23 protein-coding genes, 2 tRNA genes and 1 other RNA gene are annotated in these 25,424 nt (G+C 37.7%); 18 read left to right on the top strand and 8 right to left on the bottom strand.

What is annotated here, in order from left to right:
* Nucleotides 1-38 precede the first annotated feature (38 nt).
* Nucleotides 39-1,538, bottom strand: coding sequence for a malate:quinone oxidoreductase (locus SOI85_RS08965; protein WP_320664045.1), 1,500 nt, complete (start codon nucleotides 1,536-1,538; stop codon nucleotides 39-41).
* 75 nt (nucleotides 1,539-1,613) lie between these two features.
* Between SOI85_RS08965 and SOI85_RS08960 the strand changes: the two genes are divergently transcribed.
* Nucleotides 1,614-1,859 carry a NifU family protein gene (locus SOI85_RS08960; RefSeq protein WP_320664044.1) on the top strand — a complete coding sequence of 82 codons (246 nt, stop codon included), beginning with the start codon at nucleotides 1,614-1,616 and terminating at the stop codon, nucleotides 1,857-1,859.
* Between the two features lie 1,002 nt (nucleotides 1,860-2,861).
* Nucleotides 2,862-3,032, top strand: a complete 171-nt coding sequence (locus tag SOI85_RS08955; RefSeq protein WP_320664043.1) for a chlorophyll a/b-binding protein — start codon at nucleotides 2,862-2,864, stop codon at nucleotides 3,030-3,032.
* Here the strand turns inward: SOI85_RS08955 and trpC are convergent, their stop codons facing one another.
* The 3 genes from trpC to SOI85_RS08940 are packed head-to-tail and all read right to left on the bottom strand — an operon-like array spanning nucleotide 3,033 to nucleotide 6,211.
* Nucleotides 3,033-3,917: an indole-3-glycerol phosphate synthase TrpC gene (trpC, locus tag SOI85_RS08950; RefSeq protein WP_320664042.1), complete on the bottom strand. Its 885-nt coding sequence runs from the start codon at nucleotides 3,915-3,917 to the stop codon at nucleotides 3,033-3,035.
* A gap of 6 nt (nucleotides 3,918-3,923) precedes the next feature.
* Nucleotides 3,924-5,366, bottom strand: a complete 1,443-nt coding sequence (locus SOI85_RS08945; RefSeq protein WP_320664041.1) for a dihydrolipoyl dehydrogenase — start codon at nucleotides 5,364-5,366, stop codon at nucleotides 3,924-3,926.
* 2 nt (nucleotides 5,367-5,368) lie between these two features.
* Nucleotides 5,369-6,211 (bottom strand): RNA methyltransferase, encoded by an 843-nt coding sequence (locus SOI85_RS08940; protein ID WP_320664040.1) that lies wholly within the window; start codon nucleotides 6,209-6,211, stop codon nucleotides 5,369-5,371.
* Nucleotides 6,212-6,502: 291 nt separating this feature from the next.
* Between SOI85_RS08940 and murA the strand changes: the two genes are divergently transcribed.
* From murA to SOI85_RS08920, 4 genes are all read left to right on the top strand, one after another.
* Complete coding sequence (gene murA, locus SOI85_RS08935) at nucleotides 6,503-7,879, top strand: UDP-N-acetylglucosamine 1-carboxyvinyltransferase (RefSeq protein WP_320664039.1); 1,377 nt, start codon at nucleotides 6,503-6,505, stop codon at nucleotides 7,877-7,879.
* Between the two features lie 34 nt (nucleotides 7,880-7,913).
* A tRNA-Leu gene (locus SOI85_RS08930) sits at nucleotides 7,914-7,995 on the top strand.
* 8 nt (nucleotides 7,996-8,003) lie between these two features.
* On the top strand, nucleotides 8,004-9,185 hold the full coding sequence (locus SOI85_RS08925) for an aspartate aminotransferase family protein (protein ID WP_320664038.1): 1,182 nt from the start codon (nucleotides 8,004-8,006) through the stop codon (nucleotides 9,183-9,185).
* Nucleotides 9,186-10,436: a Mur ligase family protein gene (locus SOI85_RS08920; RefSeq protein WP_320664037.1), complete on the top strand. Its 1,251-nt coding sequence runs from the start codon at nucleotides 9,186-9,188 to the stop codon at nucleotides 10,434-10,436.
* Here the strand turns inward: SOI85_RS08920 and SOI85_RS08915 are convergent.
* Together SOI85_RS08915 and SOI85_RS08910 are read right to left on the bottom strand one after the other, a co-directional pair.
* A complete protein-coding gene (locus tag SOI85_RS08915; RefSeq protein ID WP_320664036.1) occupies nucleotides 10,433-11,776 on the bottom strand; it encodes an FAD-binding oxidoreductase in 1,344 nt (447 codons plus the stop codon). The two genes, SOI85_RS08920 and SOI85_RS08915, sit on opposite strands and share 4 nt — an antisense overlap.
* A complete protein-coding gene (locus SOI85_RS08910) occupies nucleotides 11,773-13,068 on the bottom strand; it encodes an amidohydrolase family protein (protein WP_320664035.1) in 1,296 nt (431 codons plus the stop codon). Before SOI85_RS08910 ends, SOI85_RS08915 begins: the two co-directional genes overlap by 4 nt.
* Nucleotides 13,069-13,246: 178 nt before the next feature.
* Here SOI85_RS08910 and SOI85_RS08905 point away from each other — a divergent pair.
* The 6 genes from SOI85_RS08905 (at nucleotide 13,247) to ftsZ (ending at nucleotide 18,499) form a co-directional block, all read left to right on the top strand.
* Nucleotides 13,247-13,319, top strand: a tRNA-His gene (locus SOI85_RS08905).
* Nucleotides 13,320-13,427: 108 nt separating this feature from the next.
* A complete protein-coding gene (miaB, locus tag SOI85_RS08900) occupies nucleotides 13,428-14,831 on the top strand; it encodes a tRNA (N6-isopentenyl adenosine(37)-C2)-methylthiotransferase MiaB (RefSeq protein WP_320664034.1) in 1,404 nt (467 codons plus the stop codon).
* 29 nt (nucleotides 14,832-14,860) lie between these two features.
* Complete coding sequence (locus SOI85_RS08895; protein ID WP_320664033.1) at nucleotides 14,861-15,925, top strand: D-alanine--D-alanine ligase family protein; 1,065 nt, start codon at nucleotides 14,861-14,863, stop codon at nucleotides 15,923-15,925.
* Nucleotides 15,926-15,971: 46 nt separating this feature from the next.
* Nucleotides 15,972-16,382 carry a hypothetical protein gene (locus SOI85_RS08890; RefSeq protein ID WP_320664032.1) on the top strand — a complete coding sequence of 137 codons (411 nt, stop codon included), beginning with the start codon at nucleotides 15,972-15,974 and terminating at the stop codon, nucleotides 16,380-16,382.
* Nucleotides 16,383-16,397: 15 nt separating this feature from the next.
* Entirely contained in the window at nucleotides 16,398-17,192 is a 795-nt protein-coding gene (locus SOI85_RS08885) for a cell division protein FtsQ/DivIB (protein WP_320664031.1), read from the top strand.
* Between the two features lie 185 nt (nucleotides 17,193-17,377).
* The gene (ftsZ, locus tag SOI85_RS08880) at nucleotides 17,378-18,499 is read left to right on the top strand and encodes a cell division protein FtsZ (protein WP_320664030.1); all 1,122 of its coding nucleotides are present in this window, start codon (nucleotides 17,378-17,380) and stop codon (nucleotides 18,497-18,499) included.
* Nucleotides 18,500-18,519: 20 nt separating this feature from the next.
* Here ftsZ and ffs read toward each other — a convergent pair.
* Nucleotides 18,520-18,616: signal recognition particle sRNA small type (ffs, locus tag SOI85_RS08875), an RNA gene on the bottom strand.
* A gap of 44 nt (nucleotides 18,617-18,660) precedes the next feature.
* On the opposite strand from ffs, the gene panB reads away from it, so the two are divergent.
* Nucleotides 18,661-19,431: a 3-methyl-2-oxobutanoate hydroxymethyltransferase gene (panB, locus tag SOI85_RS08870; RefSeq protein ID WP_320664029.1), complete on the top strand. Its 771-nt coding sequence runs from the start codon at nucleotides 18,661-18,663 to the stop codon at nucleotides 19,429-19,431.
* On the opposite strand, the gene hemW is transcribed toward panB, so the two are convergent.
* Complete coding sequence (gene hemW, locus SOI85_RS08865; RefSeq protein ID WP_320664028.1) at nucleotides 19,400-20,650, bottom strand: radical SAM family heme chaperone HemW; 1,251 nt, start codon at nucleotides 20,648-20,650, stop codon at nucleotides 19,400-19,402. The two genes, panB and hemW, sit on opposite strands and share 32 nt — an antisense overlap.
* Before the next feature lie 109 nt (nucleotides 20,651-20,759).
* On the opposite strand from hemW, the gene SOI85_RS08860 reads away from it, so the two are divergent.
* The 5 genes from SOI85_RS08860 to cbiB all read left to right on the top strand — a co-directional run bounded on the left by SOI85_RS08860 (nucleotide 20,760) and on the right by cbiB (nucleotide 25,416).
* Nucleotides 20,760-21,839: a PIN/TRAM domain-containing protein gene (locus SOI85_RS08860; RefSeq protein ID WP_320664027.1), complete on the top strand. Its 1,080-nt coding sequence runs from the start codon at nucleotides 20,760-20,762 to the stop codon at nucleotides 21,837-21,839.
* Between the two features lie 68 nt (nucleotides 21,840-21,907).
* The gene (locus tag SOI85_RS08855) at nucleotides 21,908-22,579 is read left to right on the top strand and encodes an ATP-dependent Clp protease proteolytic subunit (protein ID WP_320664026.1); all 672 of its coding nucleotides are present in this window, start codon (nucleotides 21,908-21,910) and stop codon (nucleotides 22,577-22,579) included.
* Between the two features lie 68 nt (nucleotides 22,580-22,647).
* On the top strand, nucleotides 22,648-23,256 hold the full coding sequence (locus SOI85_RS08850) for an ATP-dependent Clp protease proteolytic subunit (RefSeq protein ID WP_320664025.1): 609 nt from the start codon (nucleotides 22,648-22,650) through the stop codon (nucleotides 23,254-23,256).
* A 153-nt stretch (nucleotides 23,257-23,409) separates the two neighbouring features.
* Nucleotides 23,410-24,399: a ketol-acid reductoisomerase gene (gene ilvC, locus SOI85_RS08845; RefSeq protein ID WP_320664024.1), complete on the top strand. Its 990-nt coding sequence runs from the start codon at nucleotides 23,410-23,412 to the stop codon at nucleotides 24,397-24,399.
* A gap of 6 nt (nucleotides 24,400-24,405) precedes the next feature.
* Nucleotides 24,406-25,416 (top strand): adenosylcobinamide-phosphate synthase CbiB, encoded by a 1,011-nt coding sequence (gene cbiB / locus SOI85_RS08840; RefSeq protein WP_320665169.1) that lies wholly within the window; start codon nucleotides 24,406-24,408, stop codon nucleotides 25,414-25,416.
* Nucleotides 25,417-25,424 lie beyond the last annotated feature (8 nt).

The raw sequence follows: 25,424 nt of genomic DNA, 5'->3' as shown, positions 1-25,424 counted from the left end.
AATCATAAAGAGTAGTCATTCGATTGAAGAGAAGTACATCAAAGACTTTGAGAGAAGCCCAGAATTGAATCATTTCTATCACGCAAGTTTCTTAAAGAATCAGAATCTTTCTGAGATGACTTACTCAGACTTGGGAAAAGCAGTTTTAATTTTTCTTGCCATGCAACTGTAGTCATTTTCTCAGCAAAACATCGATTTAAGACCTCAATCATTGTTGTAACAGCTGTACTTGCTCCTGGGGAAGCTCCTAGCAATGCAGCAAGAGATCCATCAGCAGAGCAAACAACTTCTGTACCCATCTTAAGTATGCCTCCTTGGCTAGAGTTCTTTATAATTTGTACCCTTTGACCTGCTTGATAAAGTTCCCAGTCATCTTTATCCACTAATGGTATGAATTTTCTTAAGACATCCACTCTCTCTTCATGATCTTGTGTTAATTGATTAATCAAATATTTTACTAAGTCAATATTTTTTAAACCTGCTTGAATTAAAGAAAAAATATTTGTTTTTGTTATAGAACCAAACAAATCCAATTTTGATCCATTTTTAAGAAACTTTGTACTAAAACCAGCAAAAGGACCAAAAAGCAATGAGCGTTTTCCCTTGATCCAACGCGTATCTAAATGAGGAACTGACATAGGAGGAGAACCAAAGCTTGCTTTTCCATAAACTTTGGCTGAATGCCTTTTCGCTATATCTGATTTATCACAAACTAGCCATTGACCACTTACAGGAAATCCGCCATAAGATTCTCCCTCTGGGATTTTTGATTTTTGCAATAAAGTCAACGCTCCCCCTCCCGCTCCAATAAATACAAACGGAGTTCTTACATCCCTCATCTCGGACGAACCCTTTAGCGTTAAATTCCAAGTGTTTTTATTATCTTTTCTTAGATCTATTACTTCGGTAGAAAATTCAATTTGAACAGAAGAACTGTTTTTTAACGAATTCATATATCTAATCGATAATTCACCAAAATCAAGATCTGTCCCTCTTTTTATACGTGTACCAGCTATTGGTGAATTAGTTGCCCTACCTTCTAAAACTAAAGGCATCCATTCTTGTAATTCTTTTTTATCTTCACTCCAATCCATCTCTGAAAACGCTTCAAATCTACTTAATTTCTCATAACGCTCTTTCAAAAAATCTACGTCCGACTCTCCTTCTACAAAACTTATGTGTGGAAGAAAATTCAAAAAATTCTTTGGAGACAATTTCCCTAGAGAAGTCATTGATGCCCAAAATTCAAGGCTCCTCTCAAAAGATCTATTAATTTCAAGAGCTTTTTGAACTTGAATCTCTCCATCAACATTAACGGGAGTGTAATTAAGTTCACAATTGGCTGCATGCCCAGTACCTGCATTGTTTAAAGCAAAGCTGCTTTCTAAGCCTGGCGAATGTAATTTTTCAACAACTAACACACGCATATCAGGATCAAGCTCATTCAGTAAAACAGCCAACGTACAACTCATTACACCAGCACCAATCAGCACTGCGTCATAATTGCTTTCTGATCCCAGCTCTTGGTTGACGAACACAAATAATTACCACCTTTGTTTGTCAGATCATGTCTCTACTTACTAGGCTAAACACATTCAAAGCAATCTTACTAAATGGACAATGGAACCATGGAATACACATTAGAAAATGTAGAAAAAGTTCTTGATGAATTAAGGCCATTCCTATTGGCCGATGGAGGAAATGTGGAAGTAGTAGAAATAGATGGACCAGTTGTAAAAGTAAGACTTCAAGGAGCCTGTGGAGAATGCCCTAGTAGCACAATGACTTTAAAAATGGGTATTGAAAGAAAATTAAGAGAAAGTATCCCTGAAATAAGCGAGGTTATGCAAGTCCTTTAGGAATAAATATAATTTTTACTTAAGATAACAAGCACATTTAACTAGCTTTAATCACTACTAGCATCTTTAAATTATTTACCTTTCATGATCCAAAAAAGTCGATATCTACTAATATCTTACAAATAATTCAATCAATATAGCTTTTAAAGAATTAATATTAATTTAAAAGGAGATTAAGCCGCAAGTTCCCTTTCGATGGAGGCCTTATAATCCAAGCAATCTAAAGGTAATCCTTTATAAATAGCAATCATCAACGGAGTCATTGCCCCTATTGTAAAAATAAAGGAGGATGCATTTATGGATAAAGATCTGGTCAGATAAGTAACTAGGTAAAGGCCTAAAATATATAGATGGAATAATAAAAACTCTTTTATATTTTGCACTGGCCATCTCATTAAAGAACCAAAGAAATAAAACAAGCCTTTAATTTCCATGAGATTCAGAATAAGAGAATGCAATTTAATATCTAGGAATCTACTTCAACAAGCTGTTCAAAATGATGAAAGAAAGGCCCAGGTCTCAAATTAATCCTGGCTTTGTAGCAGATTGAACTAGAAACATAAATTTTCTTATTAATATAGTTTTGTAGCAATAGCTACAAAACGTTCGCCTTAAGGTATAGGGCGCAGCTCAAATCAGTCCATGGAACGGGGACCTGAGTGATACTCGCTGAACTAAAACCATGACATCACTTGCTTACAGAGAGAACACTTACCTTCAACAAGAAAGAAAGAGTCCAAAAAAGATTTTAGAGCTTACTTACAGACGTACTGTATATACATCCAGACAGGCACAAGCTTCATCGCGCAAGACTAAGCTTGTATACAGAGGGGCGCCTTATCAAAGGGACGTAATCAGAAAATTTACAAGGTGACGACGGTCAAGAGTCTCGGACAAAAGCAAGGACGACAAGCTAAATAAAAAAAAGCAAAACGCTAACTAGTTACAATGCTAGGTATTTATCCTTAGTCTGATATACTTTTGAGGTAAGTATTTTCCCCTATGGAATCCAAGAGAATGAAGCTTGCCGAAATTACCAACGGAAGAGCGGCAATGTTTGGATGTGCATTTGTTTTCTTAATTGCTCTTACAAGTAAAACAACCTTTCTAGAAAATCTAGATTTAGTTAATCTTCAGTCAATCTGGCTGGCTCTAGGTGTTTACGCCGGCTGACTATTCTTTTAGTAGCTGAGATATGCCTTTCCTTATATCTCCTTGCTTCATTAAGGATTCACCTACCAATACAGCCCTCGCTCCAACAGCTTTAACTCTATTTAGATCTGATCTTGTAAACAGACCTGATTCACTTACTAAAATAATTTCATTTTCACTAAAGTCTTTTGCGAACTCCTTAGCGAGATTTTCAGTAGTGGCTAAATCAGTATGAAATGTCTTCAGATCTCTATTATTAATACCCACCAAACTGAAACTTCCAATTTCAAAAACTCGTTTTAACTCACTAGCATTGTGAACTTCAACCAAGACTGATAATTCTAATTTAAAAGCAATTTTCTGAAGATAAGCTAAGTCCTGATCCGACAAAATTGCAGCGATTAATAAAACAGCATCAGCACCTGCTGCCCTCGCTTGATAGATCTGATAAGGACTTATAACAAAATCCTTGCAAAGCAAAGGAATATCTACTGCTTTTCTTACCGAAGTTAAAATATCGAATCCACCTAAGAAAAAATTCTTCTCAGTCAAAACTGATAAACAAGTTGCTCCTCCTTCTGAGTAGGCTTTTGCTATTTCTACTGGATTGAAATCTTCTCTAATAACACCTTTACTGGGACTTGCCTTTTTAATCTCCGCTATTAAGGCAGGATGATTACTCGAATTACGTAAAGACTTGATAAAAGATCTAGGTCTTGGCAAGTCCAAGATCTTGGACTTTAATTTATCAAGAGGAACTTTTTGACGAGAAACTTCTATCTCTTTATCCTTTTGCCAAATAATCTTCTCTAAAATATTATTAGGCTCCTCATCTACATGAGGAATTGCATATTCTAAATTAGCAACCTTGATACTAGGATTTGGGGGACGGCGGCGAATATTCATAGGGGTTTATTTTTTTAATTGGTGTGAAGCTTGCTTATATGCAACCTCAACGACTTCAGAAAGAGTCGGATGAGTGTGCACCTCTTTTGCAAGATCAATTACAGTTTGACGCCTGGCTATTCCATTGGCGATTTCTTGAATCAAATCTGCTGCATGTAAACCATAAATATGAGCACCTAAAACTTCTCCAGAGTCTTTTCTAAAAAGTAATTTCAATAAGCCGTCACTTTCTAGCTCAGCAAGAGCCTTGGAATTAGCTTTAAAGTAACTTCGAACAAGACCAAGTTCAAAGCCTTCCTCCGAAGAAAATTGCTTGGCCTCAACTTCCGTCATTCCTACTGAACTAATTTCAGGATGAGTGAATGTAGCGGCAGGTATGCTCCTGTAATCAACTACACGCTTACTACCAAGAATATTGTCTACGGCTACTGTTCCTTGGGCTGCGGCAGCATGAGCTAACATCAATTTACCAGTAACATCACCCACAGCCCAAAGGTTTGGAACAACTTTTCCATCCGAAAGAACTCGCATATGATCATCCACAGGGATAAAACCTCTATTGGTTTTTATCTCAAGAATGTCAAGATTTAATCCTTGGCTTCGAGGGACTCTACCAGTGGCGACAAGGACAGCATCAACCTCTAAATTATCCAGAACGTCTCTGGTTTTAACATTAGACAGTTCAATTTTCACAGGACACCCAGGCAATACTTTTGTAGCTAATACCCCTGATCGTGCATCTATATCACGACTATCAATTAACTTTCTTGCTGCTAATTTTGCTATATCGGGATCAAAGGTAGGCATTACTCTGTCAAGAGCCTCAATCATTGACACCTCACATCCAAGGGCCGTATAGACATCCGCAAATTCAAGGCCTATATAACCACTTCCTATAATGGCAATCCAACGAGGTAACCACTCAAGACTAATTGCTTCATCGCTAGTAAAGACTGTACGACCATCAGTTTCAATACCTGGGGGAACAAATGGATCAGAGCCAGTAGCAATAATCACATGTTCAGCTGAAAACAATCGATCAACTCCGTTAGCCTCTCTTAGGCCAACCTTTTGAATACCTTCCAAGCGTCCTTTCCCCAAAAGTATTGTTACACCTTCTCTCTCTAAACTTTTTGTAAGATTTGCTCGTATATTTTTTACCAGATCAATTGCATGATTAGCAATTTTTTGCCTTTCAAACCTTACTGGGGATGCATGAATACCGAAACGCGATAAATGCTCAGCATTTGCCAGTTCTCGGACTTTTCCACTAGCAGCCAATAAAGCTTTAGAGGGCACACACCCACGGTTTACGCAGGTTCCACCCATTTCTCGCGATTCAATGATCGCAACATTTAGACCGTTAGAAGCAGCATGTTTAGCAGCGTCAAAGCCACCATAACCAGCGCCAATAACAATCACATCAAAGTCGAACTTGGCTTCGCTCACTGTTATTGATGTATACCAAGCTTCATTTTGGCCCTTCGCCGCTCTAAAAGCAGTGGAACGGCTGCAGCTGCTACATTTAATGATTCAACAACTTTGCTATGAGGCAAGGTGACGACTTGATTGCAGCAATTTTTTATATCTTCATGAAGTCCAGAACCTTCATTTCCTAAAACCAACACAGTTGGCTTATTCCAATCAATTTCCCAATACGGGATGACAGATTGAGATTGATTTTCACTGGGTACAGAGGTTGCAACGACCTGAAAACCGTTATCAACAGCTTCTCTTAATTTAGTAATAAGTAATTCCACTCCTTCTGACTCAGTCTGACCAAAACGTTCATATGGCATATGCAAAATTGAACCAGCAGATGCTCTTATTACTTTTTGGTTCAGAGGGTCAGCGCCTGATCCCAGCCACAACATTTCAATGTCAGCCGCGAGAGCAGTTCTAAAAAGATTTCCAAGATTGCCTGGATCCTGTAAGTAGTCCAAAGCAAGAATGTATTCCGGGTTATCAGGAATGGATGGCAATCCTGATAAGGGGAATAGTGATGCCACACCGTCAGGAGTAAAGGTTGTCAACGAGGCTTCTAAAACTGACTTTGTAACTTCAATAATTAATATTTTCTCAGGCAAATATTTTAAAAGCTCAGTATTTTTCTCGATCCATGAGGATGTAGCCACTATTTCCAAAGGCGTGAAATCAGTTTTTATTGCTTCTTCTAATAGATGAGTCCCCTCAAGCAAAAGCATAGAGTGTTCTTCTCTTCCAGGCTTACTAGAGATTGCCTTCAACCTTTTAACTAAAGGGTTGCGACGACTTGATATAACTTTCGAGATCACAGGTTGGATTTTCTTCTCTCCTAAGTTCCTTTAAATAACAATTATAGATTAGATGGAATCGGTAATTATTATTTAATTTTAAAGAATGCACGCAAAGAACTATAAGAATTAATATCTTTTAGAAGGATATTGCGAAAGCTCCTTCATCAATGGATTCTCAACACAGCAATCAATTATCTCAGTTCTCAAAAAAACAACTATATATAAAGAAGTTAAGAAGTTTATATAATTCTATCTAGACGAAAGTGATAGTAATTGCCATTATGCAGGTAAATCTGGTGGAAATACTCAATGTTTAGTGTGGATGCGATCAATAAAACAAGTGAACAGCAATATCTCGCAGTTAAAGGATCTTGTCAGCTTTCTGGACATTTAAAAGTAAGTGGAGCAAAAAACTCAGCTTTGGTTTTAATGGCTGCTTCACTTTTAACTGAAGAGAAGGTAGAGCTTAAAAACATTCCATCGCTTACAGATATAGATTTCATGTCAACTATCCTTATAAAAATGGGAGTAGAGATAAATAGAGAATTACACACTTTATTTATTAATCCTAAAGAATTTTATGATGTAACTCTTCCCGGTGAATTAGTTCATTGCTTAAGAGCTAGTTTTTTCTGCATAGGTCCAATGCTGGCAAGGCTAGGCAAAGCAAAAATTCCTTTACCAGGAGGCTGTCAAATAGGATCTCGACCAGTAGATGAACATATAAAAGGTCTTAAAGCATTGGGGGCTTGCATTAAGACTGAAAAGGATATGATCACAGCAAATATTTTAGATGGAAATAAAAGATTAAAAGGTGCAAATATCACTTTAAATTACCCAAGTGTTGGGGCAACTGAAACCATTTTAATGGCTGCAACTCTTGCGGAAGGTACTACAACTATCCAAAATGCTGCTCAAGAACCTGAAGTAAAAGATCTTATAAACATGCTTAACTCAATGGGAGCTTTAATCACTGGTGAAGGTAGTCCAATACTCAAAATTGAAGGAGTAAGAAAATTAAATGGGTGTAGTCACACTGCGATACCAGATCGTATAGAAGCAGGAACCTTTTTAATAGCTGCGGCTATAACTCGATCCAATCTTCTTGTCGGTCCCGTAATAAAGGAGCACCTCACGTCTGTCTTAGAGAAATTAAAAGAATGTGGTTGCGAAATAATAGAAGAAAAAGAGAATTATCTAAAAATCATTCCTAAAGAAATAAAAGGTGTTGATATAACTACCTCTCCTTTCCCTGGCTTCCCTACTGATTTACAAGCACCTTTCATGGCTTTAATGACAACTGCTAAAGGTAAAAGCACTATCACAGAAACTGTCTTTGAAAAAAGAATGCAACATGTAAAGGAACTACAGAGAATGGGTGCAAATATTCAATTAAACGGATCTATTGCCTTAATCGAAGGAAGTGATCAATTAAAAGGAACCAATCTAACTGGAGGAGACCTACGGTCTTGCGCAGCAATAGCTCTTGCAAGCCTTTCATCCGAAGGTCAAAGTATTATTAAGGGATTACATCATCTAGATAGAGGCTATGAAAAGTTTGAACAAAAATTAAATAAAGCTGGTGCAAATATCTCAAGGAATCAAAGCAGGGTCAACAAAAATGTTCAATTAAAGAATGAATTAGGAATGCACCATAAACTAGGCATCAAGCAAGAAGCGGCTTAAGCTTTATATATATCCTCAGACTTAATCAAAACAAGGGAGCGTGGTGGAATTGGTAGACGCACCGCACTCAAAATGCGGCACCTTCGGGTTTGTCGGTTCGAGTCCGACCGCTCCCACTTCATTAATGGGGACATATACACGTTATCCACTAAGGATCACGAAAGGAAAAGGTTGCTGGGTATGGGACCAAAATAATCAGAAATATCTTGATGCTGTAGCAGGAATCGCAACTTGCAGTCTCGGACACAGCAATAGAGCTATAGCAAGTGCACTAACAAAACAATTAAAGAAACTCCAACATATTTCAAACTTATATTCAATCCCTGAACAGGAAGAGCTCGGTCAATGGTTAGTCCAAAATAGTTGTGCGGATAGTATTTTCTTTTGTAATAGCGGTGCAGAAGCAAATGAAGCCGCTATAAAATTGGCAAGAAAATATGGACACACAAAACTTGGAATAAAGGAACCGATAATATTATCCGCTGAAGAAAGTTTTCATGGAAGAACCCTTGCTGCAGTAAGTGCTACTGGACAACCTAAATACCATAGTGGCTTTGAGCCAGTTGTTGAAGGCTTTAAGTTTTTTAAATACAATAATTGGGAATCATTTATAAAGTTATTTGCAGAATTAGAAGAGCGTAGTTCAGATGTAGTAGCCGTTCTAATTGAACCCATACAAGGAGAAGGTGGTGTAAGGCCTGGCGATAAAACTTTTTTTAAACATTTAAAAAGCTTTTGCAAAGAGAAAAAAATTCTCCTCATCTTTGATGAAGTTCAATCTGGCATGGGTAGGACTGGATATCTCTGGGGATATCAAAGTTTAGAGATAGAACCTGATATTTTTACTCTTGCAAAAGGTTTAGGAGGTGGTCATGCAATAGGAGCTTTACTTGCAAAAAAATCTGCTGACATCTTTACCCCTGGTGATCATGCAAGCACTTTTGGAGGTAATCCATTTGCCTGTAGAGCGGGTTTAACTGTTGCCAAAGAAATTCAAAAACGCAATATCCTAAATAACGTCAAACAAAGAGGAGACGAGCTTAAAAAAGGACTTTCTAGAATAAAACAACAATTTCCTAACCAGATCCAAGAGATAAGAGGTTTAGGCTTAATGCAAGGGCTCGTAATAAAAGAAGATCTATTACTAACGTCACAAGAAGTTATTTCTGCCGCTATCGAAAAAAAGCTTCTTCTTGTTCCCGCTGGTTCAAAAGTAGTTCGCATGGTACCTCCGTTAATAATTAAAAAACAAGAAATCTATGAATTAGTAAAAAGGCTCCAAGAGGCTTTTAAAGTTCTTGTGTAATTGCAAAAAAACAAGAATCATATAAATAAAGACATTGAGAGACTGATGCCAGCTCTTCAAGAGAAGAGGGTGGATCTAAATCTGAAAAGGGTACAGATAGCTCTCAAGGAGATGGGAGAACCTTGTAAAAGAATCCCAGCAATTCAAATAGCAGGAACTAATGGTAAAGGATCAATAGCTAGTTTCTTAAAAGCTAGCCTACAATATTTAGGCATCAATGCAGGTATCGCGACATCTCCTCATTTAGTGAGTTGGTGCGAAAGAATTTGTACTACTCAAGACGTCATCTCAGAAGATGAACTGAAAAGTATTTTAATCAAGCTACAGCCTTTTATAAAAAAGAACCACCTAACACCATTTGAGTCATTAATAGCGGCATCTCTAGACTATTTCAATTCAAAAAAAGTAGATTTAATAGTTTTAGAAGTTGGTCTTGGGGGAAGACTAGATGCAACAACAGCTCATCCTTACCGCCCTATCATTGCCATGGCTGGAATAGGGCTAGACCATTGTGAATACCTTGGAAATAGTTTGACAGCAATCACGAAAGAAAAAGCCTCTATTATAGGGGAAAATAGCATTGTAATAAGCGCACAGCAACACCCTGAAGTGGAAGAAGTATTAAGAGATGAAGTAGCCAAAAAGAACGCAAGTCTCCACTTTGTTCCGCCACTATCAACGAAGTGGATATTAGGATTACCCGGAGAGATCCAGACACATAATGCCGCTGTAGCTAAAAGAGCACTAGAAGCTCTTAAACATTTTGGATGGACTATAGATGAATCAAAAGTAAAAGAAGGGTTTGCTAATGCAAGCTGGCCTGGAAGATTTCAAAGAGTCACTTGGAATAATTTCTCTATTTTTATTGATTGTGCTCATAATCCTCATGCCGCAAATCAACTCTCGAAAGAGAGAGAGGGGTGGGAAGGCCACGAATTGGGAGTCAATTGGATCCTTGGAATTCAAACACATAAGGATGCTCCTAAAATAATTTCCTCTTTGCTAAAGCAAAACGATTTAGCATGGATAACACCAATTCCAGGTGCTCTCAGTTGGAAGAGAGAAGAGATATCTGCAATCTCTCCTAATCATCTAAAACAAATGATAGAGGTAGAAAGTGTTGAGGATGCATTATCTATGATCTTTGGTAAGGAACACGATCACCACACTCCAATTACTGTAATCACAGGATCTATTTATCTAATTGGAGATCTTATAGAAAGACAGGTAATCAATTTTTCAAAGAATTAATGGAGCCAACCTTTCAGTTTTCCTGGATTAAGGATTCCTTCTGGGTCATAAAGTTTTTTAGCTTCTACTTGGTCAACATCAATAACTCCAAGGCCTCCATCTTCCACAGTAATAGTATGAGGGTTAAAAATAATAGCTCCTGCATCCCGACAATCATGGATTAATTGATCCATGAACTTTTTACCTCGCCATTTCACTAAAGGCAAAGCCGCTAGTCTTTGAGAGCCTTGTTGTCTCACAGCCTCCAAATGCCATAGCAAGTCTTTTCTCCACTTTTTACTCAATGAATTCATTGCTTTTAGTTCTGGTTGAGGTAGCAACATTTGTAGGTAAGTCCAATCCGTATCAACGGCTCTCATCTGCAGAGTCGTATGATTCCAGGTCAACTCTCTTAGCCCTGTTCCCTGTTTCTCATTCTCAGGACCTAAATAATTAAAGATAGCTCCAGCTGAAGTTGCCAATCGCTCTAGTGTAGTTAACCCATCAGATGCAACCAATATCAAAAGGCGATGGCAACCATTATATTTCCCACTCCATGCAGGTATTTGTTCAATAATATCTTTTTGCAACAAGCTACAAAGGAAAAGTTCAATCGCAGCTTGAGAAACAGTTCTCATAAAATCAACAGCATCAATCCAGTCTTTAAAATCAATGGCTACTTCTTGCCATTCAATCAATGGTGATGTTGCTAGCGTTAAAGCTGTAATAATGCCATTTGTGCCATACGCATGATTTAATGGCTCCGATTTATTTACATCTAAAGTTAATTTTCTAGGGGAGTCCTCCACAGTAATAATTTCTAAACCTAATAAATTCCCAGGATCTCTCAGAAAGCCCCAGCGAACCGACCCTATCCCCCCTGATCCACCCGAGACAAATCCAGCAATAGAAGCACTTCTCCAGGTACTTGGAAGGATCCTTAATTGTCGACCTTTTGTAGCAAGTTGATTATTAAGATCTCTCAAAAGACATCCTGACTCAACCGTAACTTCGCCAGAGATAGGGTCAATCCGCCTTATCTTTTTAAATTCGCTCATCAACATGACAACACCACCATTTAGAGGAACGCATTGTCCATAATTCCCCGTACCTGAACCACGCAAGGTCAGAGGAACATTATTCTTTTTGCAAGCCCTCGCTACCGCAATGATTGCTTCTAAAGAACTTGGCTTTACAATGAGATCAGCTAGGCAAGTATTAAGCTGCTCAAAAAGTATAGGTGAATAATCAAAGAAATCCTTGGAAAATCTTTCAATATCTCTCTGAGAGTCTGAAATATTTAGGCCCTCAACTCCTGAAAGCTCTTTTTTTAGAAGTTGGGATTTAAGAGAAGTAGTCATGTCTCCAAATTAATAGATTTTTGATTTATCGGAAGCATGTTTTTATCGTAAAAATCGCCATTAATAATATGTTCTCTCATTGGAATTGTAGACAAAGTTTCAGACCAACTATTTGCATCCAGTAGAACAAAGTCTGCAGGACATCCAGGGTAAATCATTCCATCCCACTTGAGACCTATCAAAGATGATGCTGATGTTGTAAATGGAGATAATCCTAATCTTTGCCATGGCGCCAACTGAGTTAATGGCATAGCAACTGACATCAAAGAAATAGGGTCAAGGTTTCCTAGGGGGAACCATGGGTCCTGAACATTGTCACAACCAATGGCAACAATAACTCCTGCATTCTGTAATTGCTTAATAGGAGCCAAAGGTCTATTGATTGGTGTCTCTTTTTCTCTACGCCCCAATAACCATCCATTTGTTAGAGGCAAAGCAACTACACTAACTTGATGATGAGCCAATCGTTCTGAAAAATATTTCAATGGCTTTGGCCGAAGTAATCCCATACTGCTGGCATGACTACACGTAATGGGAACTTCTGTCTTAACCTGATCTAATACTCGAAGAAGTTGCTTAATTCCTACTCCAGGGCAACTTCCTGCCTCATCAATATGTAGGTCTAAACCACAACCAATTTCATTTGCAAGGCAAATAAGGTCGCATAATGCCATAAAAGATTTTTTTTTATCAAAGGGAGGGACTAGAACTCCTCCTAATAATCCATTTTCAGTTGCCACACGAGTCGCAAAAAGCTGTCCTTCGACTGTTCCCCAATAATTTAAAGGAACTAAAGCGACACATTGCAATTCAATCAAGCCTTTCCACTCTTTTTTTAATCGCGATAACACTTCCCAAGTTTCACGCCCTTTTAATCCAAAACTATCTATATGAGTACGAACTGACCTAAGACCATTTCTAAGTGCCAAATGCAATGCTTTCTCGGCTCTAAGATGAACCAAATGAGGAGTTCTGCTCTGGAGTTCATCTAAATTTGCTGTAAGAGCCCCTTCATAAGTACCCATCAAGTTGTTGAAATTTTTCCAGGTAAAAACCTTATCGATATGGGCATGAGGTTCTACTAAACGAGGGAGTAAAAGCTTGGAGACAGTTTTCCCTAAATTCTGAGCACCCTCAATTTTAATTACTTTGCCCCTTTCCCAGGAAATGCTCAAAGGGCATAAACCTTCTTGAGTTACAGGTGTAGAAAGAATATCTACAAAATTCTCAACTAGACCACGTGGAACCAAAGCGTTAATTCTTCCTCTTTTACCAGAACTAGTTAATTGCATTAATTTTCTCTAAAAAATGGGAAAAGTTTTAAAATTCTTAAATCAATATTTTTAAAGTGAACTTAAGTGATAACAAGCCCTAAGCAAAAAAAATGACCTTCTAAGTTCCTTAGAAAATTTACTCATAAAAATCTTTTATAGAAAATTCCCTATGAATTGGTAAATTCAGTAATACAAGGCGGGCGTCGCCAAGTGGTTAAGGCAGCGGCTTGTGGCGCCGCTATTCGGGGGTTCGAATCCCCTCGCTCGCCCTTGATTCCCATAATCTTTTTATGGGGAAATGGAGTTCAAAAGCAAAATTTGATCTAAATTGAGATTGAAAAATCAATCAATTTGAATAAATTAATTCAAATTCAAAAGTGCTTTCAGCCCAAACACCTTTAGAACAATTAACTCCTGATCATTCTGGAGAGATCCGAGGTAGCTATTGGATTACTACTTTTGGATGTCAAATGAATAAGGCTGATTCAGAAAGGATGGCAGGCATCCTTGAAAAGATGGGATATCAAGAGGCAGAGGCTGAGCTTCAAGCAGATTTAGTCCTATATAACACATGTACTATTAGAGATAATGCTGAACAAAAGGTATATAGCTATTTAGGGAAGCAAGCTAGAAGAAAACAATTATTGCCACATCTCAAATTAATAGTTGCTGGTTGTGTAGCTCAGCAAGAGGGTGAAGCCTTGCTAAGGAGAGTCCCAGAGCTTGATCTTGTTATGGGGCCTCAACACGCAAATCGTCTTGAGACTCTCTTAAATCAAGTTGATACTGGGCAACAAGTAGTCGCAACAGAAGAACTACACATAATTGAGGATTTAACAACTGCTCGAAGAGATAGCAAAATATGTGCTTGGGTAAACGTAATTTATGGCTGTAATGAACGCTGTACTTATTGCGTCGTCCCATCCGTCAGAGGCACAGAACAATCAAGAGAGCCAGAAGCAATAAAACTGGAAGTCCAAAGCCTTGCAAAACAAGGGTTTAAAGAAATTACTTTACTTGGACAAAATATTGATGCCTATGGCCGCGATCTAAAGACATCTTCCTCCACGCAAAAAAATAAATTTTCACTAAAAGATCTTCTTTACTACATTCATGACGTGGAAGGTATAGAGCGCATTCGGTTTGCAACTAGCCATCCTAGATACTTCACTGATGAATTAATAAATACATGTGCAGAACTCTCCAAAGTATGTGAACACTTTCATATACCTTTTCAAAGTGGAGACGATCAAGTCTTAAAGAGAATGGCTAGAGGCTACACAATTGAAAAGTATCGAATGATTATCAATAAAATTAGAAAATTAATGCCTAATGCATCAATTAGTGCAGATGTAATTGTTGCATTTCCTGGAGAGACAGATGAACAATTTAAGAACACTCTTTCATTGGTTGAAGAAATTAGTTTCGATCAAGTTAATACAGCCGCTTATTCACCTAGACCTAATACTCCAGCAGCAAACTGGCCAGATCAACTTAGTGAAGAAATAAAAGTTTCTAGGCTTAAAGAATTAAATATTCTTGTAGAGAAAATAGCAAAAAAGAGAAATGAGCGCTATAAGAATCAAATTGAAGAGATTCTGATAGAAGGTATAAATCCAAAGAATACTGAGCAAATAATAGGAAGAACCAGGACAAATCGCCTTACTTTTTGTCCCAAAGATCCTGTAAATGGAATTAAATACCAACCTGGTGATCTTATTAGGGTAATGATAAAAGAGATACGCTCTTTTTCGCTAACTGGAGTTGCTTTAAATCAATGAAAATAGTCATAAATGCTATAAGAAGTTAAATGAATACTAATAAAGAAACTTGCGTAGGTATTATTTTCGGAGGAGCATCTGGAGAGCATGATGTTTCAATTAAATCAGCAAACACAGTCTCAAACTGTTTTAAAAAAGGTAAAAGCTTAAAAAATTTTCATTTAACCTGTATCTATATTGATCCAAGAGGACGTTGGTGGCCTAATGAAGTAGCACGTAAAGCCTTAAGGAAAGGGCATAGACTCCTAGAAAGCGAACTCCCAAAGCAACACAATAAGAAAGGATTTTACGAGTTTCCGCAAGACGTATCGGGTATAGACATTTGGTTTCCCCTCCTACATGGGCCAAACGGAGAGGATGGCTCAATACAAGGTCTTTTGCAATTAATTGGCAAACCTTTTATTGGTTCTGGTGTCTTGGGTTCAGCTCTTGGAATGGATAAAATCGCAATGAAAAATTCATTTGCGGCATTAGGGCTTCCACAAGTTACATATCAAGCCGCTGAAAGTAATCAAATAACCGATCCTGAATTACTAAAAAACCTTATAGAGCAATTAGAAGAAAAAATTGGATATCCTTGCTTCATAAAACCTGCAAATCTTGGATCATCAGTTGGGATAAGTAAAGCTCATTTCAAAAGCGAAATGAAATCTGGCTTAGAACTAGCTTGCAAATACGACAATCGCATAATCATTGAAAAAAACATTATCGGAAGAGAACTTGAATGCGGGATTCTAGGCAAAACCCATATCAAGACCTCAGTAATAGGAGAAGTTATGCACAATTCAGAGTGGTATGACTATGAAACAAAATACTCTTCTGAAGAAATTAAAGTTTTAATACCTGCTCCTATTCCTGAGACTATTTCCCGAGAAATTAGTAATTTAAGCTTGAAAGCTTGTAAAGCATTATCAATTAATAGTATTGCAAGAGTTGATTTCTTTTATGTTCCAGCAAAAAATGAGCTTTTAATAAATGAGATAAACACAATGCCTGGATTCACAAATAAAAGTATGTATCCAATGCTTTGGGAAGCTTCAGGCTTAAATCTTGAAGAATTAGTTGCTGAACTCTTAAAAACAGCTACAGAATAAACTAAAGCATTTCTTTAACGCTCAAATAATCTCGGCAGAAGAAAAAATGATTCACGGCTTACTTTGGTTCCCTCTTCTAATTGCATTTATCCTTCTTACCGGATTGGGATGGATTGAAAGAAGAAGGCAAAATTTATATAGGGAATGGGCTAAAGGGTCTGAACTTGCCAAATTGGACGGTTCCGGTGCCGCAAGATTAAAAGAAGGTGTACTTTGTTGGAGCAGTTTTGAAGCAGGTAATTTCAAAGAAGAAGCTTCTTTTGAAATTAAACAATTAGAATTACTTGAATTATTAGCTCTAGCTTCCGGGGAAGCACCGCTTACTAATGAGTCACAAGGAAGTTGCCGTCTAAGATTAATTGGATGCGGTAAAGAAATAGATGTCCCTTTTACAGACGCAGACAGAGCAAGAGAATGGATGAATCAATTAATGGAGAAAGCTCGTTGCGACCTGTAAAAACGCTAGTCAAATATGAGTAATACTAAAAGACGGAGAAAATCTAATTTAAACTTCAAGAAAACTAGAGCACGGGGATATTCAAGTAATCCAAACTTCTTTAAACAACTTTGGCAATCGTTTATTTACACTTTTTTTTCGATAGTACTTATTTTCTTCTTTTTAAATAATGGGTTATCCCTAATCTCAATTAATCAAGTACATATTTATGGAAATAAATATTTTGAGGATGAAGAGATTATCAAAGCATCTGGAATTTCTTTGCCTAGGCCTCTTTTGAAAATAATTCCTAAACGAATAGAAGTGAATCTTAAAAATATGCTTTCGCTTGAAGCAGTTTCAATACATCGCCAAATTTTTTCAAAGGAATTGTTTATTGAGATACTTGAGAGGGAGCCAATTGCTTATGCTCAGAGAAATAGTCCAAACGGCACTCAGAATGGAATGATTGACGAGGATGCCGAATGGATTCCTCTAAATTGGTATAAAAAAGATCAATCCGAAGTAAATATTTTTGTTTCCGGATGGAGGAAGAGCCATCAACAATCAATTGCTTTTCTTCTCAAGCACCAAAAGAGTTTAGGAAGTCCTTTAAAGGAAATAAAAATAGGTTCAACAGGAGAATTAGAGATTAGGACTGAGGGGTTCGATTCTGTGACTCTTGGCTCTAATGCTGAACTACTAAGTGCGCAGATAAAAGTTCTATCTCATTTGAGCAGATCATTACCTCAACGATTAATCAATCAAAGAGGAAGCAAACTCGACTTAAGAGATCTCTCAAAACCTGAATTGCAAACAGGTAATCGTTAATTAGCGGCATCAAGTTCTTAAAAGCAATATACTGACAATGTTTTAAAAGAAAGTATCCGTTTAAAACTCGGGTTATGTTCTTTTTATTTGTCTCACCAAACAGAGAGTTTTTTTGAAAAATTCATCAAAACTCTCTGGTGAGTACATAATGCACCAAAATCTCTTAATTAATTCAAAATATGGTGATGGGCATCGGTAACACTTCGGGTTTAACTTTGGATGAACAAATCCAACCCAGTCAATCTGCAAGAATTGAGGTTATTGGCGTTGGAGGTGGAGGCAGTAATGCCGTAAACCGAATGATTTCAAGTGATCTTGAGGGCGTCACCTATCGAGTGCTCAATACTGATGCTCAAGCACTAATAGAATCATCAGCTGGCAATAGAGTTCAACTTGGCCAAACACTTACAAGAGGTTTAGGAGCAGGGGGTAATCCAAGTATTGGGCAAAAAGCCGCAGAAGAATCAAGGAATGAGCTTCAACAAGCTCTTCAGGGATCTGATTTGGTTTTCATTGCTGCTGGCATGGGGGGTGGAACTGGCACAGGAGCTGCCCCTGTAGTAGCAGAAGTTGCGAAAGAAATAGGAGCTTTAACTGTAGGGATAGTCACTAAACCATTTGGATTTGAAGGTCGCCGAAGAATGCGACAAGCAGAGGAAGGGATAGCAAGGCTGTCTGAAAATGTAGATACCCTAATCGTCATTCCAAATGACCGATTAAAAGATGTCATTGCTGGAGCCCCCTTACAAGAAGCATTTAGAAGCGCAGATGATGTTTTAAGAATGGGAGTCAAAGGGATAAGCGACATAATTACTTGCCCTGGTTTGGTTAATGTTGACTTTGCAGATGTACGCTCTGTAATGACAGAAGCTGGAACTGCACTCCTTGGCATTGGGCTTGGGTCTGGACGCTCAAGAGCTTTAGAAGCTGCTGAAGCTGCGATCAATAGTCCATTATTAGAATCTGCAAGAATTGATGGTGCTAAGGGTTGTGTAATAAATATCACTGGGGGCAAAGATATGACACTTGAGGATATGACTTCCGCCTCAGAAGTTATATACGAAGCAGTAGATCCGGAAGCGAATATTATTGTTGGAGCAGTTGTTGATAAAGAGCTTGAAGGGGAAATTCAAGTTACTGTTATTGCAACAGGTTTTGAGAACAAAGAATCTCCATATAACAACCAGAGAAGTCGCAACAGAATTTCTGGCCAGCCTTCATACAATCAAAATGAAGTTAAAGAAACTGGGGCCAATATTCCTGAGTTTTTACGTTTGAGGCAAAATCGCAAATATCCAGGGAGCTGATTCAATGAATCTAAAATTGAGGTGACCCGGGATCCACGCCTGCTTTAAGCATCCCTTGTGGCTGCTACCTTCCGGTCCTGACCAGATTTGGGCGTTTAAGCCGCATGGGTCCGAGTCATTAAAATCTTAGCAATATCAGTCTTCTAAATAGTTAAATAACAATGATCCCAAACGAATTGATTCGTTTTAAGCAAATTGGCCAAAAGATAATAGTCCTAACAGCATGGGATAGCATCTCTTCTGGAATAGTTGAAGAAGCTGGGGCAGATATCGTTCTAGTTGGAGATTCTTTGGCAATGGTGGCATTAGGCCATGCAACTACTCTCCCAGTAACTTTAGAACAAATGCTTCATCATGCTCAGGCGGTTGAAAGAGGGTTCAAGAAACCGCTCACTAAACAACCATTAATAGTTTGTGATTTACCTTTTCTTAGTTATCAGTGCGGCGAAGAGCACGCAGTTGCAGCAGCAGGAAGTCTGCTGAAAAATTCGTCTACATGCGCTGTAAAAGTAGAAGGAGCGCAACCGGAAACTTTAAGTGTAATTAAGAGGCTTATTAGAGCTGGTATACCAGTAATGGGACATCTTGGACTAACTCCACAATCAGTGCATCAATTAGGATATCGTCGACAAGCAGAAGACAAAATAAGCCAAGAACACATTCTTTCGGAAGCTCTTGATTTAGAAAAAGCTGGATGCTTTGCAATTGTGTTAGAGCATATACCTTCCGAGGTAACTGGACATATTACAAATATCTTGAAAATTCCAATAATTGGAATTGGAGCAGGGGAAGATTGCGATGGTCAAGTGAGAGTAACAGCTGACCTATTAGGGCTTTCTTTGAAACAGCCCCCTTTTTCTAAACCTTTAATATCAGGAAGAGAACTTTTCATTCAAGAGCTTAAGAAATGGGTGGAAGTAGAGCGTCATTAGGCAATGAATCCCACCACAAAAACATTTCAACAATAATTTGATTACTAATCTCCATACCTTCAGGATCAGTTAATAGAGTTCTATTGCCATTTTTTATTATTAAACCTTTTTCATAAAAATTCTTCCAACGTAAGTCCAAAGCATCTAAATACTCTCCACATTTATCTGTACTCCATCCCCAATTTCTTCCTATCTCAAATAAATTAACACCTTCTCTTCTACGTAAACCAACCATCAATTGCTCATCTAAGTCTATTGGACGAGCATTAGGCATCTCCAAAGAAGGTTCTAAACCCTTTTTTTCTTGGCTCTCAAGCCATTTTTCATATCCATCTCGAGTCCTTGGTCGAGAGAAACGAGCACCCCAAGGCGCACTTGTTGCTCCCATCCCAAATCCCCACCAACCCGCTCCACTCCAATAGACCCTATTGTGACGGGAGGCATGGCCAGGTAATGCGTAGTTAGAAATCTCATATCTTGAGTAGCCCACTTCTGAAAGAAGTGATTTGGTTAATCTATCTATTCCAATAGAAGTATCTTCATTAGGGAGACTCAGTTCACCTTTAAGTTTTTTTCGATAAAAAACAGTGCCAGGTTCAACTGAAAGATCATAAATTGATAGGTGCGGGGCAGATACCTCAAGGGCTTGAAGTAACTGAGACTTCCAAAAAAGCAAATCATGTCCTGGAAGATTTTGAATAAGATCAAGACTCCAGCTTCGTAGCTGGCCAATCCTGAACATTTGATCAATCCATTCACAAGACTGAATTAATTGCTTACGGTTATGTCTTCGTCCAATTTGTAATAGAAGATCATCATCAAAACTTTGTCCTCCAAGGCTCAATCTATTTATTCCAATTTCTAAGAATTCCTCTAAGGAGTTTTTATCAAAACTTGCCGGATCCACCTCAAGTGTAATTTCCACCCCATCTTGAAATCCAAATATCTGTTGCAGATGCCTTAATAAAGAAGATATTTGAACAGGAGTCAATAACGAAGGTGTCCCGCCTCCAAAATAAATAGTAGAAAGAGGACTGCCTTCTTTTATAAGAGCTATCTCTCTATGAAGGAGTTCTAAATATGTCTTAATTGAATTACTCCCAGGTCCATTCACTCCATTAGCTTTATCCCCCAAAGGCACAACAGCAAAATCACAATAGAAACAACGTCTATGACAAAAAGGAATATGCAAATATGCGCTTCTTGGGTTGTTATTCACAACTATTACTTGCAATCATTAATCATAACTGTGAACAAATTCGTGAAGCAAACCCTTGAACTAAAAACATCCTGCAGCAATTCATCGGAAATAAGCATAAATTAATAACATGGTGGACCTTCTTGTCCTGATTTTATTTTTGATTGCTGGAGCTGCAATTGGTTGGTTTGGCAATGAATTTTTGCCTGGAAAGATTTTAGAGATGGATATAAGTTCAAAGTTTCCTAGAGAAGTTGCATCATCCCTAGCAGCTCTTATAAGTACTCTAATTGGTTTTTTATTCCTTCAACTTCGCAAAAGTCTAATAAGACAAGTGAGAACTATGCCAACAGATCTTCTCATAAGTAGATCTGTCGGCATAATAATGGGTTTACTTGTAGCAAATCTCCTTCTAGCACCAATACTTCTGCTTCCTATACCAGATAAAATCTTTTTTGCTAAGCCTCTTTCAGCAATTTTAAGCAATATCTTCTTTGGGTTAATTGGTTACAACTTAGCAGATATACATGGAAGAACCCTTCTAAGAATATTTAACCCAAATAGTACTGAAGCTCTTCTTGTAGCAGAAGGTATACTTACTCCGGCTACAGCAAAGATATTAGATACAAGTGTAATTATTGATGGAAGAATAAAATATCTTATAAGTTGTGGATTAGTTGAAGGTCAAATCATTGTTGCAGAAGCTGTTATTGAGGAACTTCAAAAACTAGCTGATTCAAGCAATAACGAAAAAAGAGGGAAGGGCAGAAGAGGGTTAAAAACTCTTACTGAATTACGAGAAGTTTATGGTCGAAGGCTTGTCGTTAATAGTACTAAATATGAAGGGCCAGGTGCAGATGAAATTTTACTCAAACTTACTGAAGATACAGGTGGAGTCTTAATTACAGCTGACTTTAATCTTTCCAAAGTAGCTGAAGTAAAAGCAATTAAATCTCTAAATCTTAGTGACTTGGTAATATCTTTAAGACCAGATGTTCAACCTGGAGCACATCTAAATTTAAAAATAGTTAGAGAGGGTAAAGAAGCTACTCAAGGAATAGGCTATCTGGAAGATGGAACTATGGTTGTAATAGAAGGTGCTAAAGATTTAATTGGGCAGAGATTAGAAGTGGTGATTACAGGTGCACTACAAACTCCAACAGGCAGAATGATCTTTGGAAAACTCGAAAAAAATCCTGCAACGAAATAAGTCACAAAAAATAAATCCAACTTAGGATTAGAGCTAGCTAGGATCAACGTCAAAATGGTTTATAGAATATGACTGTTTCAGCTCCATACTATGGGGATTCAGCAGTAATGCGGACTCCTCCTCCTGATTTACCATCACTGCTTCTTAAAGAACGCATAGTTTACTTAGGGCTACCTTTGTTTTCAGATGATGACGCAAAAAGGCAATTAGGAATGGATGTAACTGAGTTAATAATTGCTCAATTGCTTTATTTAGAGTTTGACAATCCAGACAAACCAATTTACTTCTATATCAATTCAACAGGCACAAGTTGGTATACAGGGGATGCAATCGGATTCGAAACAGAAGCTTTCGCAATATGTGACACTCTAAGATATGTAAAGCCTCCTGTTCACACGATTTGTATTGGCCAAGCAATGGGAACTGCTGCAGTAATTCTCTCTGCTGGAACAAAAGGTCAAAGAGCTTCTCTTCCACATGCTTCAATAGTTCTTCATCAACCCATAAGCGGAGCAAGAGGACAAGCCACTGATATTCAAATTCGCGCAAAAGAAGTTATCCATAATAAGAAAGCAATGCTTGAAATTCTTTCTCAAAACACTGGTAGATCTATAGACCAATTGTCTAAAGACTCTGACAGAATGAGTTATTTAAATCCTCAGGAAGCTGTCGAATATGGTCTTATCGATAGAGTCCTTAGCAGCAGAAAAGACTTACCTGATCAGGCTCAGATAAGTTGACTTTTCATAACTAGATTCTTTTCGAATCAATTGTTAATTAATCAAATCACTCGATCTTTTAAAAAATCATGCCAATTGGTACTCCAAGTGTTCCTTACAGACTTCCTGGAAGTCAATATGAACGTTGGGTAGATATTTACACAAGACTAGGAGCAGAAAGAATATTATTTCTAGGGCAAGAAGTTAATGATGGAATTGCAAACAGCCTAGTAGCTCAAATGCTATATCTAGATTCTGAAGATAGTACTAAGCCCATTTATCTATATATCAATAGCCCTGGAGGATCTGTAACTGCAGGGCTAGCCATTTTTGATACCATGAAATATGTCAAAAGTGATGTGGTTACTATCTGTGTCGGACTTGCCGCATCCATGGGAGCATTCCTATTGTCTGCGGGAACAAAAAGCAAACGATTAGCATTGCCTCATAGCCGAATAATGATTCATCAGCCACTAGGAGGTACTTCGCAAAGACAAGCAAGCGATATCGAAATTGAAGCACGTGAGATTTTGAGGATAAAAGAAATGCTTAATCGATCAATGGCTGATATGACAGGACAAACTTTTGAGAAAATAGAAAAGGATACAGATAGAGACTATTTCCTCAGTGCCGAGGAAGCGAAGGAATATGGATTAATTGATAGAGTCATATCTCATCCCAATGAAGCCCAGGCCTAACTATATGGAGACGATTCCTTGTCCGTAATTTATATATTTTTTTTATCAGATATTTGTAATTGCCTAAAATGAACAAATTAGTAAATCTTTTTGAGAATTTGATATAACCTCTCTTTCGTAAGCTTTGTTTATTAGCACTGAGATAGCAAACAGATGGCTCAACTTTTCTACGATTCAGATGCAAACCTAAGTCTGCTATCAGACAAAACAGTTGCAATTATTGGTTATGGGTCTCAAGGACATGCACATGCTCTTAATCTCAAAGATAGTGGAATCAATGTTTTAGTAGGGCTCTACGAAGGTAGTCGCTCTACAAATAAAGCTGTATCTGACGGCCTAGAAGTTTTAAGTGTTGCAGAGGCCTCAGCAAAAGCTGACTGGATAATGATCCTTCTGCCTGATGAATTCCAAAAGGATGTATATACAAAAGAAATTGCGCCTCATTTAAAACCAGGCAAGATTTTGAGTTTTGCTCATGGCTTTAATATCCGCTTCGGGCTCATTCAACCTCCTGATTTTGTCGACGTTGTGATGATCGCTCCCAAGGGACCAGGGCATACGGTCAGGTGGGAATACCAAAACGGTCAGGGTGTGCCTGCACTTTTTGCAATAGAACAAGATGCATCAGGTAAAGCGAGAGATTTAGCAATGGCCTACGCAAAAGGAATTGGGGGGACACGCGCTGGCATACTTGAAACAAATTTCAAAGAAGAAACTGAGACTGATTTATTTGGAGAACAAGCCGTCCTTTGTGGAGGTCTATCTGAATTAGTAAAAGCTGGATTTGAAACTCTTGTAGAAGCTGGCTATCAACCTGAATTAGCCTATTTTGAATGTCTCCATGAAGTAAAGCTGATAGTTGATTTAATGGTAAAGGGAGGACTTACAGCCATGAGAGATTCAATTTCTAATACTGCTGAATATGGAGATTACGTGAGCGGTCCAAGGCTAATCACTAAAGAAACCAAAGCAGAAATGAAGCGTATTCTTGCGGATATACAAGATGGTACGTTTGCTAAAAACTTCGTCTCAGAATGCGAGGCCGGGAAACCCAATATGAAAATATCTAGAGAAAAAGATGCTTCTCTTCCAATTGAAAGGGTCGGGAAAGGTCTTAGATCAATGTTTAGTTGGCTTAAATAGAAAAGACTGAATAATCTAATTCTATTTTTAATAACAGCAATCTTCATAGATTGGTTAATTGGAGATCCAAAACAATTTTTACATCCTGTTGAGGTTATAGGTTGGGTTATAAACTTTACAAGGATATTAATTGAAAAATATTCAAGAGGTAACATCTTATTTCTAAAGATAGGTGGCTTACTTCTAACTTTTAATATTGTAATTATCAGTGGACTAACAGGTTGGATCATTGAACAATTATCACTTTCAGAGTCAAATATTATAAGTACTATTAGCTCATTAGTCTTATTGCTTTTAATCTCAAGCTCAATTGCTGCAAGGAGTCTAGCCTCTAGTTGTTTAGACGTTATACACCCAATTGAAAATAATTATTCCTATTTAGATATTCAGAATTCACGCAAGATGTTATCCAATATAGTCGGAAGGGATACATCTAATCTTAAAAAGCAAGAAATTCTTAGAGCCGTTGCAGAAACAGCAAGTGAGAATGCAGTAGATGGTATTTTTGCTCCTTTATTTTGGATATTTATTGGAATTATGTTTTGGAAAGTCTCCTTATACTTACCAGGGCCATTATCATTTGTATTAACTTTCAAAGCAAGCAGCACGATAGATTCAATGATTGGATATAAAGAAGGTTCCTTGAGGTGGATTGGTTACACAGGTGCAAAACTTGATGACTTAATGACATGGATACCTAGTCGTTTAGTTTTAATCACTCTTCCTTTAGTAAGCAGATCATGGAATCTTGCTCCTGAAATAATAAAAAAGGCTTGGAAGGAAGGATCAAAAGATGAGTCGCCTAATTCGGGCTTATCTGAAGCTATTTTTGCTAATTGCTTAAAAATAAGAATGGGTGGAGAAAATATCTATCGAGGGACGAAAAAATATAAACCTGAACTTGGCAAAAATCATCCTGAAGCCAATACAAGATCTATAAAAAAAATTATCCTTAGTATAGTTAAATTGCAAATATTTTGGCTGCTTTTAATAGTAATAATAAATCTATCTACATAACTATTATT

Source organism: Prochlorococcus sp. MIT 1223 (assembly GCF_034092465.1).
Classification (GTDB): Bacteria; Cyanobacteriota; Cyanobacteriia; order PCC-6307; family Cyanobiaceae; genus AG-402-N21.
Note: the sequence above shows the minus strand (reverse complement) of the source record. Positions and strands in the feature narration are given on the sequence as shown.